The sequence below is a fragment of the Cupriavidus sp. USMAHM13 genome (genome assembly GCF_001854285.1).
Taxonomy (GTDB): domain Bacteria; phylum Pseudomonadota; class Gammaproteobacteria; order Burkholderiales; family Burkholderiaceae; genus Cupriavidus; species Cupriavidus malaysiensis.
Genome location: NZ_CP017751.1, coordinates 2754268 through 2767139, shown reverse-complemented (window position 1 = coordinate 2767139; position 12872 = coordinate 2754268). Strand labels below are relative to the sequence as shown.

The 12872-nt window shown below is 62.0% G+C and carries 13 protein-coding genes and 1 pseudogene; 5 read left to right on the top strand and 9 right to left on the bottom strand.

The window, feature by feature from the left end; all coding sequences use genetic code 11:
- Nucleotides 1-278 precede the first annotated feature (278 nt).
- Nucleotides 279-1088 (bottom strand): lecithin retinol acyltransferase family protein, encoded by an 810-nt coding sequence (locus tag BKK81_RS34295; protein WP_197523916.1) that lies wholly within the window; start codon nucleotides 1086-1088, stop codon nucleotides 279-281.
- A 46-nt stretch (nucleotides 1089-1134) separates the two neighbouring features.
- Between BKK81_RS34295 and BKK81_RS12105 the strand changes: the two genes are divergently transcribed.
- Nucleotides 1135-1545 carry a hypothetical protein gene (locus BKK81_RS12105; protein WP_071013178.1) on the top strand — a complete coding sequence of 137 codons (411 nt, stop codon included), beginning with the start codon at nucleotides 1135-1137 and terminating at the stop codon, nucleotides 1543-1545.
- Nucleotides 1546-1603: 58 nt separating this feature from the next.
- Entirely contained in the window at nucleotides 1604-2728 is a 1125-nt protein-coding gene (locus BKK81_RS34290) for a RelA/SpoT domain-containing protein (RefSeq protein ID WP_083384090.1), read from the top strand.
- Here BKK81_RS34290 and BKK81_RS12100 read toward each other — a convergent pair.
- From BKK81_RS12100 to BKK81_RS12075, 6 genes and pseudogenes are all read right to left on the bottom strand, one after another.
- Nucleotides 2725-3237: pseudogene (locus BKK81_RS12100) on the bottom strand (SOS response-associated peptidase family protein). The gene BKK81_RS34290 and the pseudogene BKK81_RS12100 overlap by 4 nt on opposite strands.
- Before the next feature lie 215 nt (nucleotides 3238-3452).
- Nucleotides 3453-3857: a hypothetical protein gene (locus BKK81_RS12095; protein ID WP_071013175.1), complete on the bottom strand. Its 405-nt coding sequence runs from the start codon at nucleotides 3855-3857 to the stop codon at nucleotides 3453-3455.
- Nucleotides 3841-4047 carry a hypothetical protein gene (locus BKK81_RS12090; RefSeq protein ID WP_156811266.1) on the bottom strand — a complete coding sequence of 69 codons (207 nt, stop codon included), beginning with the start codon at nucleotides 4045-4047 and terminating at the stop codon, nucleotides 3841-3843. Before BKK81_RS12090 ends, BKK81_RS12095 begins: the two co-directional genes overlap by 17 nt.
- 492 nt (nucleotides 4048-4539) lie before the next feature.
- Complete coding sequence (locus tag BKK81_RS12085; RefSeq protein WP_071013169.1) at nucleotides 4540-6336, bottom strand: EAL domain-containing protein; 1797 nt, start codon at nucleotides 6334-6336, stop codon at nucleotides 4540-4542.
- 48 nt (nucleotides 6337-6384) lie between these two features.
- Complete coding sequence (locus BKK81_RS12080) at nucleotides 6385-6585, bottom strand: hypothetical protein (protein ID WP_071013168.1); 201 nt, start codon at nucleotides 6583-6585, stop codon at nucleotides 6385-6387.
- Between the two features lie 13 nt (nucleotides 6586-6598).
- Complete coding sequence (locus BKK81_RS12075; protein WP_156811264.1) at nucleotides 6599-7375, bottom strand: transcriptional regulator; 777 nt, start codon at nucleotides 7373-7375, stop codon at nucleotides 6599-6601.
- 963 nt (nucleotides 7376-8338) lie between these two features.
- On the opposite strand from BKK81_RS12075, the gene BKK81_RS12070 reads away from it, so the two are divergent.
- Nucleotides 8339-9100: a hypothetical protein gene (locus BKK81_RS12070; RefSeq protein ID WP_156811262.1), complete on the top strand. Its 762-nt coding sequence runs from the start codon at nucleotides 8339-8341 to the stop codon at nucleotides 9098-9100.
- 99 nt (nucleotides 9101-9199) lie between these two features.
- Here BKK81_RS12070 and BKK81_RS37020 read toward each other — a convergent pair whose 3' ends face one another.
- Nucleotides 9200-9697: a LuxR C-terminal-related transcriptional regulator gene (locus BKK81_RS37020; RefSeq protein WP_231907915.1), complete on the bottom strand. Its 498-nt coding sequence runs from the start codon at nucleotides 9695-9697 to the stop codon at nucleotides 9200-9202.
- 680 nt (nucleotides 9698-10377) lie between these two features.
- Nucleotides 10378-10893, bottom strand: coding sequence for an outer membrane protein (locus BKK81_RS12060; RefSeq protein WP_071013155.1), 516 nt, complete (start codon nucleotides 10891-10893; stop codon nucleotides 10378-10380).
- Nucleotides 10894-11370: 477 nt separating this feature from the next.
- Here BKK81_RS12060 and BKK81_RS35400 point away from each other — a divergent pair, with 477 nt between their 5' ends.
- Nucleotides 11371-11856, top strand: coding sequence for a hypothetical protein (locus BKK81_RS35400; protein ID WP_156811260.1), 486 nt, complete (start codon nucleotides 11371-11373; stop codon nucleotides 11854-11856).
- 399 nt (nucleotides 11857-12255) lie between these two features.
- A complete protein-coding gene (locus tag BKK81_RS12055; RefSeq protein WP_071013152.1) occupies nucleotides 12256-12849 on the top strand; it encodes an excisionase family DNA-binding protein in 594 nt (197 codons plus the stop codon).
- The last annotated feature ends 23 nt before the right edge of the window (nucleotides 12850-12872 follow it).

The following is a 12872-nucleotide window of genomic DNA, read 5'->3' as shown; positions in this document are numbered from 1 at the left end:
TAGCGCGCTGGCGGCGCCGTGCGAGGTGCCGGATGCGCCGGTGGTGGCTGACTATGACGCTTGGCAGGCTTGGGTGATGGGGCCGGTGTTGGGGGCGCTGGGAGATTGCGCTGCGCGGCACCGAAAGACGGTGGAAGCTTGGTCTGGCGCCGGTGGCTGATGTACTGGGGCGTGCGGCTGGGCGGTGGGTCACACTGGTGGCAAGAGCCAACTGTGGCGTGAGGGGGTAATCTGTGCCGATTAGGGCGTGCGCCCTGGCTGAAGTTCGGTCGCGGTAGTCAATCGCCGAAGAGGTCGAAGACCTTGGCAACGCCGAAAGCAGCTACCAATCCCAACGCAACTGGGGCTGCTGCTGCGACGAGCGTTGAGCCACCAGCGAGGGCCGCCACTCCCGCGGCGGTCCGAGACCCTGTCGCCAGTCCTCCAACTGCAAGTCGTGCAGCGGTTGCTGTTGACTTCTGAGCTAGCGAGGGCAAGGCTGCTTGCGCGATGAGTGCAGCGACGGCCGATTTCACTCCAGAGTCGGCGCTCGTCAGCGCGAAGCCCGCTACCGCCTGTGTCGCGAGGAACTGTGCGCTCTTGCTCTTGGCGATTTCAGAAAAGGCCTCAATGCCCAAGCGCTGCAGTTCCGACTTACCAAGGTAGGCTGCAACGGCAGAGGCGCCATGAGTTACGAAGGAGTTGACTTGTCCGCTCCAGGGTAAGCCGAAGATGCACCAATTCGCGAAGTGCTCGCAGTTGTTCAAGAGCAGGCTGTAGAGGTCTTCGCCAATGCGGCTATACGCGCGCTCGACTGTCTCCTCCGGACTGTAGACCCGCACGGCGTACTCTCTGCATTGGACAGGGGCGCCATTACTAAAGTGAGCTAGTGTTGTCTCTTCGATGGCGCCTCTGTTCATCCCTTGTGCAAAGCCTGAGTAATGGATGACCCTTTCATGTCCCACGTATATACCGTGGTGTTTGTAGCCAGTTCTGGGGGTGATGAGGTGGTCGCCAGCGCGCATGTTGCTCGATTTGGTGGGCAGTAGGCAGAGATCGCCAAACAGGCCAATTGTCGGCAAAGGTTGGCTGCGATTGAGGCTTGGCATCCCCCGCTGAAGGGGGGGCAACGCCGCAGCCGGCCTGGAAATGGCCATGACGGACAAGGCAGTCGACTACAAGGGCCGCAAGGTCAGCGATGTTGGCCTGGGCGATGCCATTGTGAAGTTCGCCGGCTTCACGCCGACAGTGGTCGCCGAGGACACCCGCCGCCGGATGCCGGCGCGCCAAGACATCGCACTGGTGAAGAAGATCCAGAGCAACATCATGGACCTGTGGTCGCGCGGCCTGGCGGAGGGCGACAAGGGCATGCAGGAGAGGGCGGCAGCCTGGCTGCAGGACTGGAACGAGAAGAACCCGGAATCGCCGATCGTGGTGACGAACCCGGCTCTGATCAACCAAGTGAAGCAGATGGCGACGCCGAGTGTCGATCGGATGCTGAAGGGGGTGCCGAAGGGGATGCGCGGGCGGGTGGCTGAGGAGATTTCATTGCGGGGTGAGAACTAGAAAGTTGTAACAGACAGATGGATTTCCCAAATCCTCACCTGAGCGCTATGGTACCGGCATGATGAAGCAAATCGCATTCCTGCATCCCAACATGGTATCGTTTACGCCACTTTCCAAATTACAAGAAGGGGGGGAGGGACGTATGAGTTGGGCACAACCACAATACTCGCGTGGTCAGGTTGACAAGGCCGGAAGGGTTCTGGCGGGGCAAGAGGCTGGAAACGCAGCGGAGACGGCCGCACTATATGTATTGGACAACTGGCGTGCTTCGCACAACTTTCCACTGAATACATTTCAAGTCGGCCTACGCAACAGAGCGCGGAAGATTGACGGTAATGCTCTTGTAGCGCAGAGACTGAAGCGCGTCCCATCAATTGTCCGAAAGCTACAGCGTTTTCCTAGTATGAGCCTGTCGCGGATGCAGGATCTAGGCGGTTGCCGAGCTGTCTTGACGACTGCTACGCAAGTGGCGGAACTCCGCGACATATACTTGAAGAGTGATATCAAGCATATTCTTGTAAATCAAAAGGATTATATTCAAAATCCAAAGGATTCCGGATATAGAGGAATTCACTTGGTCTACAAGTATAGGAGCGATAAGAATGGTACATACAATAACCATCAAATCGAGGTGCAACTCCGATCAAGGTTGCAGCACTCATGGGCCACAGCCGTAGAGACTGTTGGCACCCTTCTGAGTCAATCTTTGAAGGCTAGTGAAGGCGAAGGTGAGTGGCTTGATTTCTTCGCTTGGACAAGCTCAGCATTTTCATATATTGAGAATACTCCCCCACTGGCTGGAATGGGATCTCGAAGTGATGTGTATGGGCGCGTACGGGATATGGCGAATGGTCTTCAGGTGATATCAAAGCTAACAAATTATGGGCATGCGCTTCATACGATTGAAGAGGCATCGGACCGTGATTCTCATTATTTCTTGATGGTGCTGCGGCCGTCACACTCTGAGTTGCGCATTACGGGTTATCATCGAACGATGCTTGAAAAGGCGACAGGAGATTACCTTATTGCTGAACAGCAGGTGGCGGAAGAGGTCGGCTCTGAGGCCGTGCTGGTTACGGCTGAGTCATTGAATGCTCTTCGGACTGCATACCCTAACTACTTTCTTGATACGCAGCGCTTTGTTACGACACTGGGTGCGATTGTTAGAAATGCTGATCGCTAGCGATAACTGCGATTAATCGGTGCTGGTCCAACTCCCAGCACATCCGCCGGTGGCAACACCAGAAACGACTGTGCCACCTCCGGATCCCGACACGTCAGCCAGTCAACCCACTGCCCATGCGGCACGATCACGATGCCGCGTTTCTCCTTCCCCGGTGCGTGCATGCGCTTCATCACCGGGTGGCGGGCGGCGTTCACCGTCAGCATCGTGAACGTGAAGGCCCCATCCGGCCAATCCCTCCAAAGTCCGGCTACCCCGAACGCCGGTTCGTCCTTCATCCAGATCCGGTACCGCACAGACTTGGGCCCGTGCTCCTAGTTGGGCTCGTAGAAGGCGGTTATCGGTACCAGGCAGACCTGGCCCTTCTTCCAGGGCCCGGAGAATGACGCCTTCGAGCCGACCGTCTCGGCCCGGGCGTTCATCGTGTCGTAATTCTTGAGCTTCGGCGGCGCGCCGGTGCGCTCTTCCTGTTCGGCGTTGCGTCGCTTGATCTCGGCCCGGGGGACCATGCCGAAGCCGGCCAGCACGCAGTCGCGGCGGCCGGCCTGGTCGGCGCGCACAATCGGCGCCAGGTAGTCGCGCCAGGTCTAGGCTTCCACACCGACGGCGGCGGCTCGACGCCGAAGACGTCGCGCAGCAGCTGGGCCTGCACTGGGGCGTAATTCGTGCACATCGGCGATTCCTCCCGATCGTTGGCGCAGCGCCTCGGCCGCGCCATCCAAGTCTACCCGCCGCGGAGGCGCCGGGCTTCCCGCTCGGCCTCGCGCCTGGCCTCGCCGGCGGAGAGCGCTCGCTCGGGCTGCGGCCCGAAGTCGGAGGCCGGGCCAGGGTAATCGATCCGGCCTGCCAGGACGCAGGCTTCCCGCTTGAGCGCGGTCCGCAGGGCGTGCAGGTAGGGCGCAATCGCGGTCTCAAGCGAGATCTCGGCCACGAGGAGCTGGTCGAGCTCCGTCGGCAGCAGCTTGTCGGCCACATCCTGGGCGCGCTGGGCGAGGGCCTGCAGCCGGGCGATCTCCCACAGCAGGCGCTTGACCTCCGGGGTAGGGCAGCGCTCGTAAAGCGCGCGCAGCTCGGCCTTGGTCAGCGCCGGCGGGAAGCCGCGCGATCGGCCGCTACGCGTGGTCGGCATCAGCGTGCGCCGTGTCCGGGGTGACCGGCTCGGCCCGGTAGGCCATCCAATAGTGGTAGTAGCTCTTGTGGTGGCGGGAGAGCTTCCGCTCGAAGAAGATCCGGACGGTGCCGAAGTTGCCGGCCTCGATGACCACCTCGGCATGCGTGCGGTTGTCACTGTCGGCGGGGCCGAGCGTCTGCCGCGCCACGTGCACGTAGTCGCCTGGGATGTACGCCAGGACGCCGTTTGCCGGATTGATGCTGGGCCCGCGCGAGTCGCTGTCGGACTTGTCGACCGGGCGGAGCTTGGGATTGCCCGTGATGCGTCACCTGCTGAATACTGTATGGATATACAGTATGGCGAGGATACCCCGTCGGGTAGACTGTCGCCGGTAAACAACGATGGGCACGCCCAGAAAGTGCCTGCGTACCCTCTTCGTGGCATCGCTATTTTTTAGGGGCACGCTTAGGGGCATTGATGAATCTAGTTTTGATGAATCATCAATGAAATTAAATAGTTACGTCTGCTTTGTGATGCCCGCTCTGGGCACCACGTCATTGGCCGCTGCAGTCCGCAGTGGTTCACCATCCCAAGTAAATCAAGGATTTAGGCGTATTTTGCGTCCGTCGGTGTTCGTCCGCGAGTGTCGGACCGCGCACAAGATCAATGGCGTCAAAGTGACAAGCCTTCCGCTGCGATCTCACCCACCCTCCACAGCAAGACGCCCGAAGATATCCCACAGAGGCTCCGGCTCGTGGATCAGGTGCCCCTGCGCGTAGTCGACGCCCAGCGTGCGCAAGCGCTCCAGTACCTGCGGCTTGTCGACGAACTCTGCCACGGTCCTGACATCGATCGCGCGTGCCACATCCACGAAGCACTGCACCGCGACCTCGTCCAGCCGGTCTTCGCCGATGTTGCGGATGAACTGGCCGTCGATCTTCAGGCAGTCGATCTTCAATGACTTGAGGTAGCCGAACGATGAGGTGCCGGAGCCGAAATCGTCGAGGGCGACGCCGCATCCCCGTTGCCGCACCTGGTCGATGAAGGCGGTGGCATCGGCCAGGTTGGTAATCGCGGCGGTCTCGGTGATCTCGAAGCAGAGGCGCCGGCTGATCTGCGGGCCGGCACTGTCGAGCAGTTCCAGGGCCTCGCGGTGGAAGGCGCGGTCGCCGATCGACTGCCCGGAGAGGTTCACGTGGAGAATGCTGCGCGGCGCTGCGTGCGCGAACGTCGCGAGTGCTTCGATGGCGAGCCGCAGCACGCGGCGGTCGATGCGGCAGGCGATCTGGAAGCGCTCGGCCGCCGGCAGGAAGGCGCCCGGCAGCACGATGGCGCCGTCGCGTTCGATCAACCTGACCAGGACTTCGATCTGCGTTGTCCTGGCATGGGCCTGCAGGTCGTCGTCGATCGGGACGATGCGCTGTCCGTAAAGCACCAGCCGGCGGTCGTCCAGTGCGTGTTCGAGCCGCGCCGCCCATTGCATGTCGCCGCGGCGAGCGTGCAGCGCTTTGTCCGAATCGAGCCAGACGTGGACCCGGTTGCGCCCGCCTTCCTTGGCGGCATAGCAGCTGGCATCCGCGGCCTGCAGGACGGTGGCCAGGTCGTACGAATCGCGATCGATCGGCACCAGCCCGATGCTGGCGCCGATACGAAAGCGCCGTTCCTCGTGCAGGAAGCGGAAAGTGTCCATGCTGGCGCAGAGCCGATCCGCCATTTCCCGCGCATGGGCCAGCGGGCAGTTCTCCAGCAGGATGCCGAATTCGTCGCCGCCCAGCCTGGCGACCGTGTCGCCGGGCCGGGCCTGCGCCTGGAAGATGCGGCCTACCTGCTGCAGCAATTGGTCGCCGACGCGATGGCCGCAGGCATCGTTGACCAGCTTGAACTGATCCAGGTCGATGTACAGCAGGGCATGCTCGCTGCGGTCCCTGGATGCCCTGTCGATCCGTTGCTGGACGGTCGACTCGAACTCGCTGCGATTCAGCAGCCCGGTCAGCGGGTCGTGCGTGGCTCGGTAGGCAATCTCTTCGCTCAGCCGGCGTTGTTCGGCCACGTCGCGGAATACCAGGACGTTGCCGATCGCTTCGCCGGCCTGGTTGCGGACGGGAGCCTCGGAATGCTCGACGCCGCGCTCCACGCCATGGCGCGCTATCAGGACGCTCTGGCGGGGAGGGTCGCCGCGCGCGCGCTCGCGCCAGCTTGGCGACGCCATCTCCTGAGCGCTTGCCAGGCTGGGGGCGGGCGCGATGTGGAAGACGTCGGCCAGGCGCAGCCCGACGGCTTCCGCCAGCCGCCAGCCGGTGATGCGTTCGGCGACCGGATTCAGCCACGTGACCCGTTCAGCATTGTCCGTGGTGATCACGGCGTCTCCGACGGCATCCAGCGCGACACGCAGCAGCACATGCTGCCGCGCCAGTTCGTCGTACAGGCGATGCCATTCCCGATGCCATGCGTCGCGCGGCGAGGAGCGGGCAGGCGCATCGGGTCGAGAGTTCTTCATTGGCATGGGGCGGGCGGCGGCCGGCCGCCGCCCGCCCGCGCGAAGACGTCAGTCGAACAGTCGGTTCAGTCTGCGACGCGTCGGCCATTTGCCGAATGCCACGACAAAGAGGCAGAGCATCGGGCCGAAGAAAGGAATGATCAGGAAGGAATAGAGCCAGATCCTCATATGTGCCCGGCGCATGATCCTGTAGACGGGATAGGAGAACGCAAGGAACAGGCCGAGCAGAAAGCAAGCGATTGCCAACATGGTCGCTCCGGTTTTACATGACAGTGGCAGGCGCCGGCTCGCGGCACCAGTTCGCAAGCAGTTCGCCGAAGCTGCTGAGCTGGCTATCCGATGACATCCCGACAGGCCCGGCCAGGGGCGGGCACAGTACCCAGCGTGTCTGCGCATCCTGGTAGACGATCAGCTTGACCGTCAGGTCGGCGGGCTGCAGCACCTCGACCGCTGGCCTGAGCGGTGCCAGCCCGAAGGCATCGATGTACTGGCTCGAGTAGGTCTTGTTGATGCAGACGACGACGCGCGGTGCCCAGTTCCTGGTGATGGCCTTGAGAAAGGCGAAGCGACCGCCGAAATGGCAGACGTCGATGAACTGCGCCTTGCGCACCAGCAAGGGATCATGGCCATAGGCGTCGCGCCAGGAGATATCCATGCGCGGCCGCAGCGGCAATGGATACAGATTGATCTTGAACTCGTTCCCCTCCGGGCGATATAGCGAAGCCCGGAAGTAGTCCTCCCATTCCCGGGGCCCGGCATGCCGTCCCTGCAGCGCGCTGACGCAGGCAGTCATGACCTTTGCGATGCGCTGATGCCCGAGCCATTTCCCCATCTGCGCGCCATGGCTTTTCCTGAAACTGTCATTCCAGGACGGGGGAGCGAATGCCGGCTCGAGGGGCCGCTGCAGGCCGGGCATGGCAGGATGCGGGGCCACGTCGCAAAACCAGATCTTGCTGCGTGGATTACCACCCTCCATTCCCACATAGGAGGCGAAGTATTTCTCGAGATCCTGTCCCCCGGTTTGCGTCGTGCCCATCATGATGTGACCCTGCATCGATGTAATTGTTGACTCCATTTGCCTTCGAAAGAACCTGGCCAGTGCGCGCCGCGCTTGCCATGGCGCCCAACCCGCCGGCGTACTGGCCGATGATGGATCGATACGCGCAGCTGAGTGGCCGTGTTGATTGCTTTCCTCCCGATGGCGCAGGCCGGCTGGCGGACCGATGGCGATCCTGGCGGAAGCTTCTGCTGGTGAGCCGGGTCGGTACGCATGTCAGATTGCCGTGAGCGCCTTGCCGGTGACGGCGTCGGCACTGCGGGCAGGGAGGGCCGCGCGGCCACGCGCCGCTAGCCATTTCTACGAGTTTACTTTGTATCATTTTGGTGTTTCGTTTTGATGCTTTTTGGACCCGACCAACGGGGGGATGAATGCGACTCACTATCAACAGTGACTCGCATTTGGAGTAACTTTGAGCGTATTCGGCCGAACTGCGCTGCAAGTCGAGCATTTCTGGCGCGAAGGGCATGGTCGGAAGAGGAATTGCGATCCTCATCTGAGGCCCCGTGCATCGATTTGCGGGTGCGTCAGCTCGTGTCCTAATTCGGGATCGAGAAAAAATGAAACTACCCGTCAGCCGGATTCGTCCAGTCCGGTGCCGCGACGGGCGTCGGCCATCTGTGAGTCCGCCTGTCGCTCAGATGGCTCGACGGCTCGGCGCGGGCCCTGCCGCGCGATGCAGCCGGCTGCGCGGTTCCTGGGCGCTCGCGATGTCTGCAGGGACTTGCGCATCTCCATGGTCAAGGGATGCGTGGTATCGCTGGTGGCGCGTCGCGGCGAGCCGAAGCGAGTCGCCGACGGCGGGGCCCGGCGCTGCACCAAGCGGGTCGATGTGCCGGGGCAAGGGGCGCATGCGCCGCTGGCGCACGGATGCGAGCTGTGGTCGGACGGGAATCAGGGGTGTCAATGGATGCAATGGATGCAACAGAGTCAACAAGAAGATCAATGAAAAGCCTGCAGGAATTCAGTTCCAGCCAACCGGCTTGCGGCGGAGAAGCCATGGTGAAGATCAACAAGCTGTTGAGGGCGGTGTATGACCTGACGGCACAGGAGGCGAAAGACAAGCTGGCCATCATTGCCGCCAGTGTCGACGGCCTTGCCCATTGCGTGAGCGCCGGCGCGCTTCATCCGCGCGATGGCACGAGTCATGCCATTCAATGGTGCGTGAGTGCGCTGGAAACCTGGCGGGATATGGTGGGCGCCGACTACCTCACGCTTGCACAGGTTCCCGCGCAAACGTTCATGCAAGGCCTTGCGGAAGAAATTGCCAGGTTCCTCTCCATGGAGGTCCGGTTGCGCTCCAGCCTGGAGTCCGGCGATGCGGCGATTGCCATCAACGGGCAGCGATTCCGCCTGGTCATGATCCATCTGTCCTGGCTGCTCCGGCGTTGGCTCCCATGCTCGGAAATCGTGATGCACATCTCCGACGCCGAATCCCCGCCGACGCCGGGGCACCTGTGCGCCGGCACGGGCAGCCGGCGCTCGCTGGAGATCGAGGTCTTCGCGCGCTCCAATGCCATCATCGCCTGGCATCTGGTGCCGGAGCGGCTGAGACACCTGGCCGGATCGCGGGCCTACGCGAACAGGCTGGACGTGGGCCTCAGGGAGGTCGGTGATGCCATCGCCGGGTGCGGAGGAATTGTCCAGCTGAGAGGCGCGGAGAACGGGGCATTCCGCATGTCGATCCTGCTGCCGGCGATGGAGTAGGCGCCAGAGGAAGCCAGCATGGCGATGTACGGCGCTGCCGGCGAGCCGGGCCCCCCGCTACGCGGCGCGCGCGGCATCGGCCCCGGAGGGGATATCCCGTCAGCGGTGCACAGGCAACAGACCGGAAAGGATCTCGCGGCGGTCGTGTGCGGCCAGCACGATATCGGGCATCGTGGAAAGCAGCTCAGAGCGGGTGCCGACACCGAGACGGCGGAAGATCTCCGAGACATGCTCCTTGACCGTGTTGTCACGCAGGCCCAGGCGCGCCGCGATCTCCTTGTTGGGCAATCCCTCGAGCAGGAATGAGAGAACGCTGCCCTGACGGACGGTCAGGCCCAGCTGCCGCGGGGTGATGGCGCGATGCGCCACTGCGCCTTTCGCATCCCCTTCACCGTGGGCGTGGTGCATGGGGGGAGACAAGCTCACCAGGAATTTCCTCATGGCCGGGGAATTCAGTTCGCGGATGATCTGCGTCCTGCTGCGGATGCCGAGCCGGGTCATGATGACCTTGACGTGATCCTTGACCGTGTATTCGGCCAGGTTCAGTTCGGCGGCAATGAGCCGGTTGGATCGGCCCAGAAGCATCAGGTACAGCACCGAGCGGTGCCGGCTGGAGAGCCTGCACAAACGAAGGTGGAGGTCATCGGTCGCGGGCCCGCCGGGGCCGCCATCCGGACTGCCTGCCTGCATGTCCTGGCCGCACAATGGGGGCGCTGGAGCGGCAAGGCCTTCGGATCCGGGGGCGGCCTCGTGCCTTGCGGAGTGACTCGGGTCATGCGGAGGTTTTGGCATGTCGGTGGATCCTTGGCGGACGAAACTCACGCGCGATATCGGGCGGCAGGGGAAGCGCGCTCCGGACGACGGTCCAAGCGTGGCGGATGGTGTGCGTGCCGGAGTCCGCTGCGGCGGTGCGTGGCGCGGTGCGAACGGCTGTCGGCTGGTCCGCGACGAGCGGGCTTCTGCGGCCAGCGCAGCTTGCGTTGCGGGAGGAAAAAGATCCCACCCTCGCACTTGGGGTGCAAGGGTGGGGCAGGAGCGGAATGTCAATGGGGAATCCCATGGCATCCCTGCAAACGAGATTCAATTTTATCCTTTTAAGATTTCTTATATACACTTATTGGCTACCCCTGACGAAGGGGCTGCTGCCTGAGCGGTGCCCCCCCCCCGGGGGAAACTGGCGCGGAGCGGAAGCGGATCTCTTTCGCGTGCGCCGGAGACTTCCGCAGGGCCTGCGCAAGCGCCGCGAGCGGGGGTGGCCGGGCGCGCTCCTCGCTCCTTTAGCGGAGCCGGTAGTTGACGCCAATGGTGAAGCTGTTATTGACCCAGCGGCTGCCCCCTGCCCGGTCGGTGTCGCCGGTCCATTCCGAGAACACGCTGATGTTCCTGGTGGCCATGTACTCCACACCGGCACCATAGTGGATGCGGTACGACGGAGAGGTCCCGGTGACCCCCACCCGGCCATAGGGCATGAAGCTGCCGATCGGATAGCCGAGCTTCGCGTCGATCCCGATGTCCTTGTTGGTGGCCGAGCCGAAATGCAGGTCGGCAAAGATCTCGGCGCCGATCACGGCCGGGCCGACGCCGAAGCCGTAGCCGGCGACGAAACCGGGGAAGATGGTCGTATGCGAGGATCGGTTGGTCGCGCCGGAAACGCTGGAGATGTTGGCGCCGACCTTGGTGCCGATATAAGGGCCGGTGAAGGCCTCGATATTTCCCGGGTTGTCCGACTGAGCGGCAGCGTGGCCGCAGAGGGCGAGGGCCGCGAAGGTGAGAGCGATCTTGCCGATATTCATGAGTGACTTTGATTCTCTGGCAGAGGGATGGTTAATGGTTATCGGAGCAGGCGCGTCGCGGAGAATGCGCTGCCCTGTGGCACTGGCTGGATTGCGGCGCCGGATCGGCGCGGGTGCGGCTTTTGTACGGTGTGCCGCAAGGGCGTTCCCGCATTGGGCGCGCATCCGTATCGGGACGCGCGTAAGTGCCCGGTTGCTGTGGCCTGAGATCGGCTTGCCCCGATGCTGGCGCACTCCGTGCGCCAGCTGAATAGCGGCAGTGGCTGCCGGCTGCGCGCGTGACCGGGAAGAGATCCCGGCTATTCCGGCTATTCCAATCGGCGCACCTGGCTCTTGAATCTCGGCCAGTGACAGAGAGCGGCAAACCAGATGGCAATAAATGGCCCGAATAGCGGGAAGAGCAGGATCAACTGGCTCAAGGCGGAAAATCCCGCTCGCCGCAGCAGAAACGAGGTGGGAATGGCCCAGGCAATGTGAATGATCAATAGCGATAACGGCGGTACTAGGCCTTGCATGATCTCGGGGACATCGTTGATGGATTGGCGAGGGCGTTGGCGGCAGGCTGCGCTTCAGGCCAAGGGAGGCCATGGGCCCGGGATGGATTCGTCGCTCTCGAAGTGGTTTTCATTTTATCAATTTGAAATTCGTATTTTGCACGTTTACATCCCCCCTGCTCGCGGGGAAGCGGGATCGGAGCAAGGGACTGGACGAGTCTGCGCGGCAGTGGCGAAAGGCGCATGGACGGGTTCACCCGGCGGCACGCTGGATGTAGTGGTGAGGCGAGCGGAGCCGCCATCGATCGTGGCCGTGCCAGCGCTGGGAGTTGTCAATCCCGACGGCGCGCGCGGCGGCCAAGAGGATGACGCACGGATGGCAAAGGATCGTTTGCGCATGCTGGAGATGGGGGTTTCAACAGGCGCAAGCGATCGACGGAAAAGAATGGCGCTGCGATGGTTCAGATAAACATGGCACCCCCCCGTCCCTTGCGTTTGCAAAGGTTTGATTTTCAAGCGGACTTTTAATCCCTTTGGGTGAAGGAAAGTGCAGGAATAGCTGATAGACTACGCATCAAGATATGCTTTCACGGAGGGAGAAAGCATCCCTGTCTCTTATTTGCCGACCCTGGGGAACTGGTCTTTGCGGTTTGCGGTGCCCGTCCGGTTGATGCCGTCCGTGCAGGCCGGATATGCTGCGCAGGCCACGCGCCAGGAAGCCGGAGCGGCGTGGTTGAGGCCTAGAACGATGGCGGTGCGCTGGCAAAGCGCGAGCGGGGCGACGCTCGACAGACCGACCCGGATTTCAAGGTTCCTGGCGGGATAAGAGGGAATTAATCTTCAGATAAAAATATCTGATCATAATGATATGAGCAAGAATTTTGAATTCTACTCAACCCAAGAAGCCGCGGAACGGCTCGGGGTTTCTCGTCGGACGGTGCAGATGTGGGTTGAGACCGGCAAGTTGCCGGCATGGAAGACCGATGGCGGCCACCGCCGGATTCCGAAGGAAGCCGTCGATACCCTGGTTCTCCAGCAGCAGCGGGTGCAGGATGGCAGTTTGCTGCGTTCCAGGCGTCTCATGATCATCGAAAGCGATCCCTATTTGAGGGATCTCTATGCGAGTGGAATCAGGACGAGATTCCCGGACCTGAAAATCGAATCAGTGGGGAACGGGATCGAAGGCCTGATCGCGATAGGCCGGTGTGAGCCTGATATTCTTATTCTGGATCTTGTGATGCCGGGAGTCGATGGCTTTCGCCTGTTGCATACGCTCAAGACAAATGAAATCTACGAGAAAATCGCGATAATCATCGTCACCGGACTGTCGGATGATGTCATCGAATCGAATGGCGGGCTGCCCGAGCATATCTGCCTTTTGAAAAAACCGATCGGGGTCAAGGAGCTTCCGATTGCCGTCAATAATGCCTTGACGAGCCGGCAGGTTCACCTTGCCGCCTAGTTGATGTTGCCGGCCGATTGATA

Bases quoted from the DNA above. Each gene is read 5' to 3' on its own strand.
- BKK81_RS35400 (WP_156811260.1), top strand. From the start codon at position 11,371: ATGATCAATAGCGATAACGGCGGTACTAGGCCTTGCATGATCTCGGGG.
- BKK81_RS34295 (WP_197523916.1), bottom strand. From the start codon at position 1,088: ATGCCAAGCCTCAATCGCAGCCAACCTTTGCCGACAATTGGCCTGTTT.
- BKK81_RS12075 (WP_156811264.1), bottom strand. From the start codon at position 7,375: ATGATGGGCACGACGCAAACCGGGGGACAGGATCTCGAGAAATACTTC.
- BKK81_RS34290 (WP_083384090.1), top strand. From the start codon at position 1,604: ATGATGAAGCAAATCGCATTCCTGCATCCCAACATGGTATCGTTTACG.
- BKK81_RS12055 (WP_071013152.1), top strand. From the start codon at position 12,256: ATGAGCAAGAATTTTGAATTCTACTCAACCCAAGAAGCCGCGGAACGG.
- BKK81_RS12085 (WP_071013169.1), bottom strand. From the start codon at position 6,336: ATGAAGAACTCTCGACCCGATGCGCCTGCCCGCTCCTCGCCGCGCGAC.
- BKK81_RS12060 (WP_071013155.1), bottom strand. From the start codon at position 10,893: ATGAATATCGGCAAGATCGCTCTCACCTTCGCGGCCCTCGCCCTCTGC.
- BKK81_RS12070 (WP_156811262.1), top strand. From the start codon at position 8,339: ATGAAAAGCCTGCAGGAATTCAGTTCCAGCCAACCGGCTTGCGGCGGA.
- BKK81_RS12105 (WP_071013178.1), top strand. From the start codon at position 1,135: ATGACGGACAAGGCAGTCGACTACAAGGGCCGCAAGGTCAGCGATGTT.
- BKK81_RS12095 (WP_071013175.1), bottom strand. From the start codon at position 3,857: ATGCCGACCACGCGTAGCGGCCGATCGCGCGGCTTCCCGCCGGCGCTG.
- BKK81_RS12080 (WP_071013168.1), bottom strand. From the start codon at position 6,585: ATGTTGGCAATCGCTTGCTTTCTGCTCGGCCTGTTCCTTGCGTTCTCC.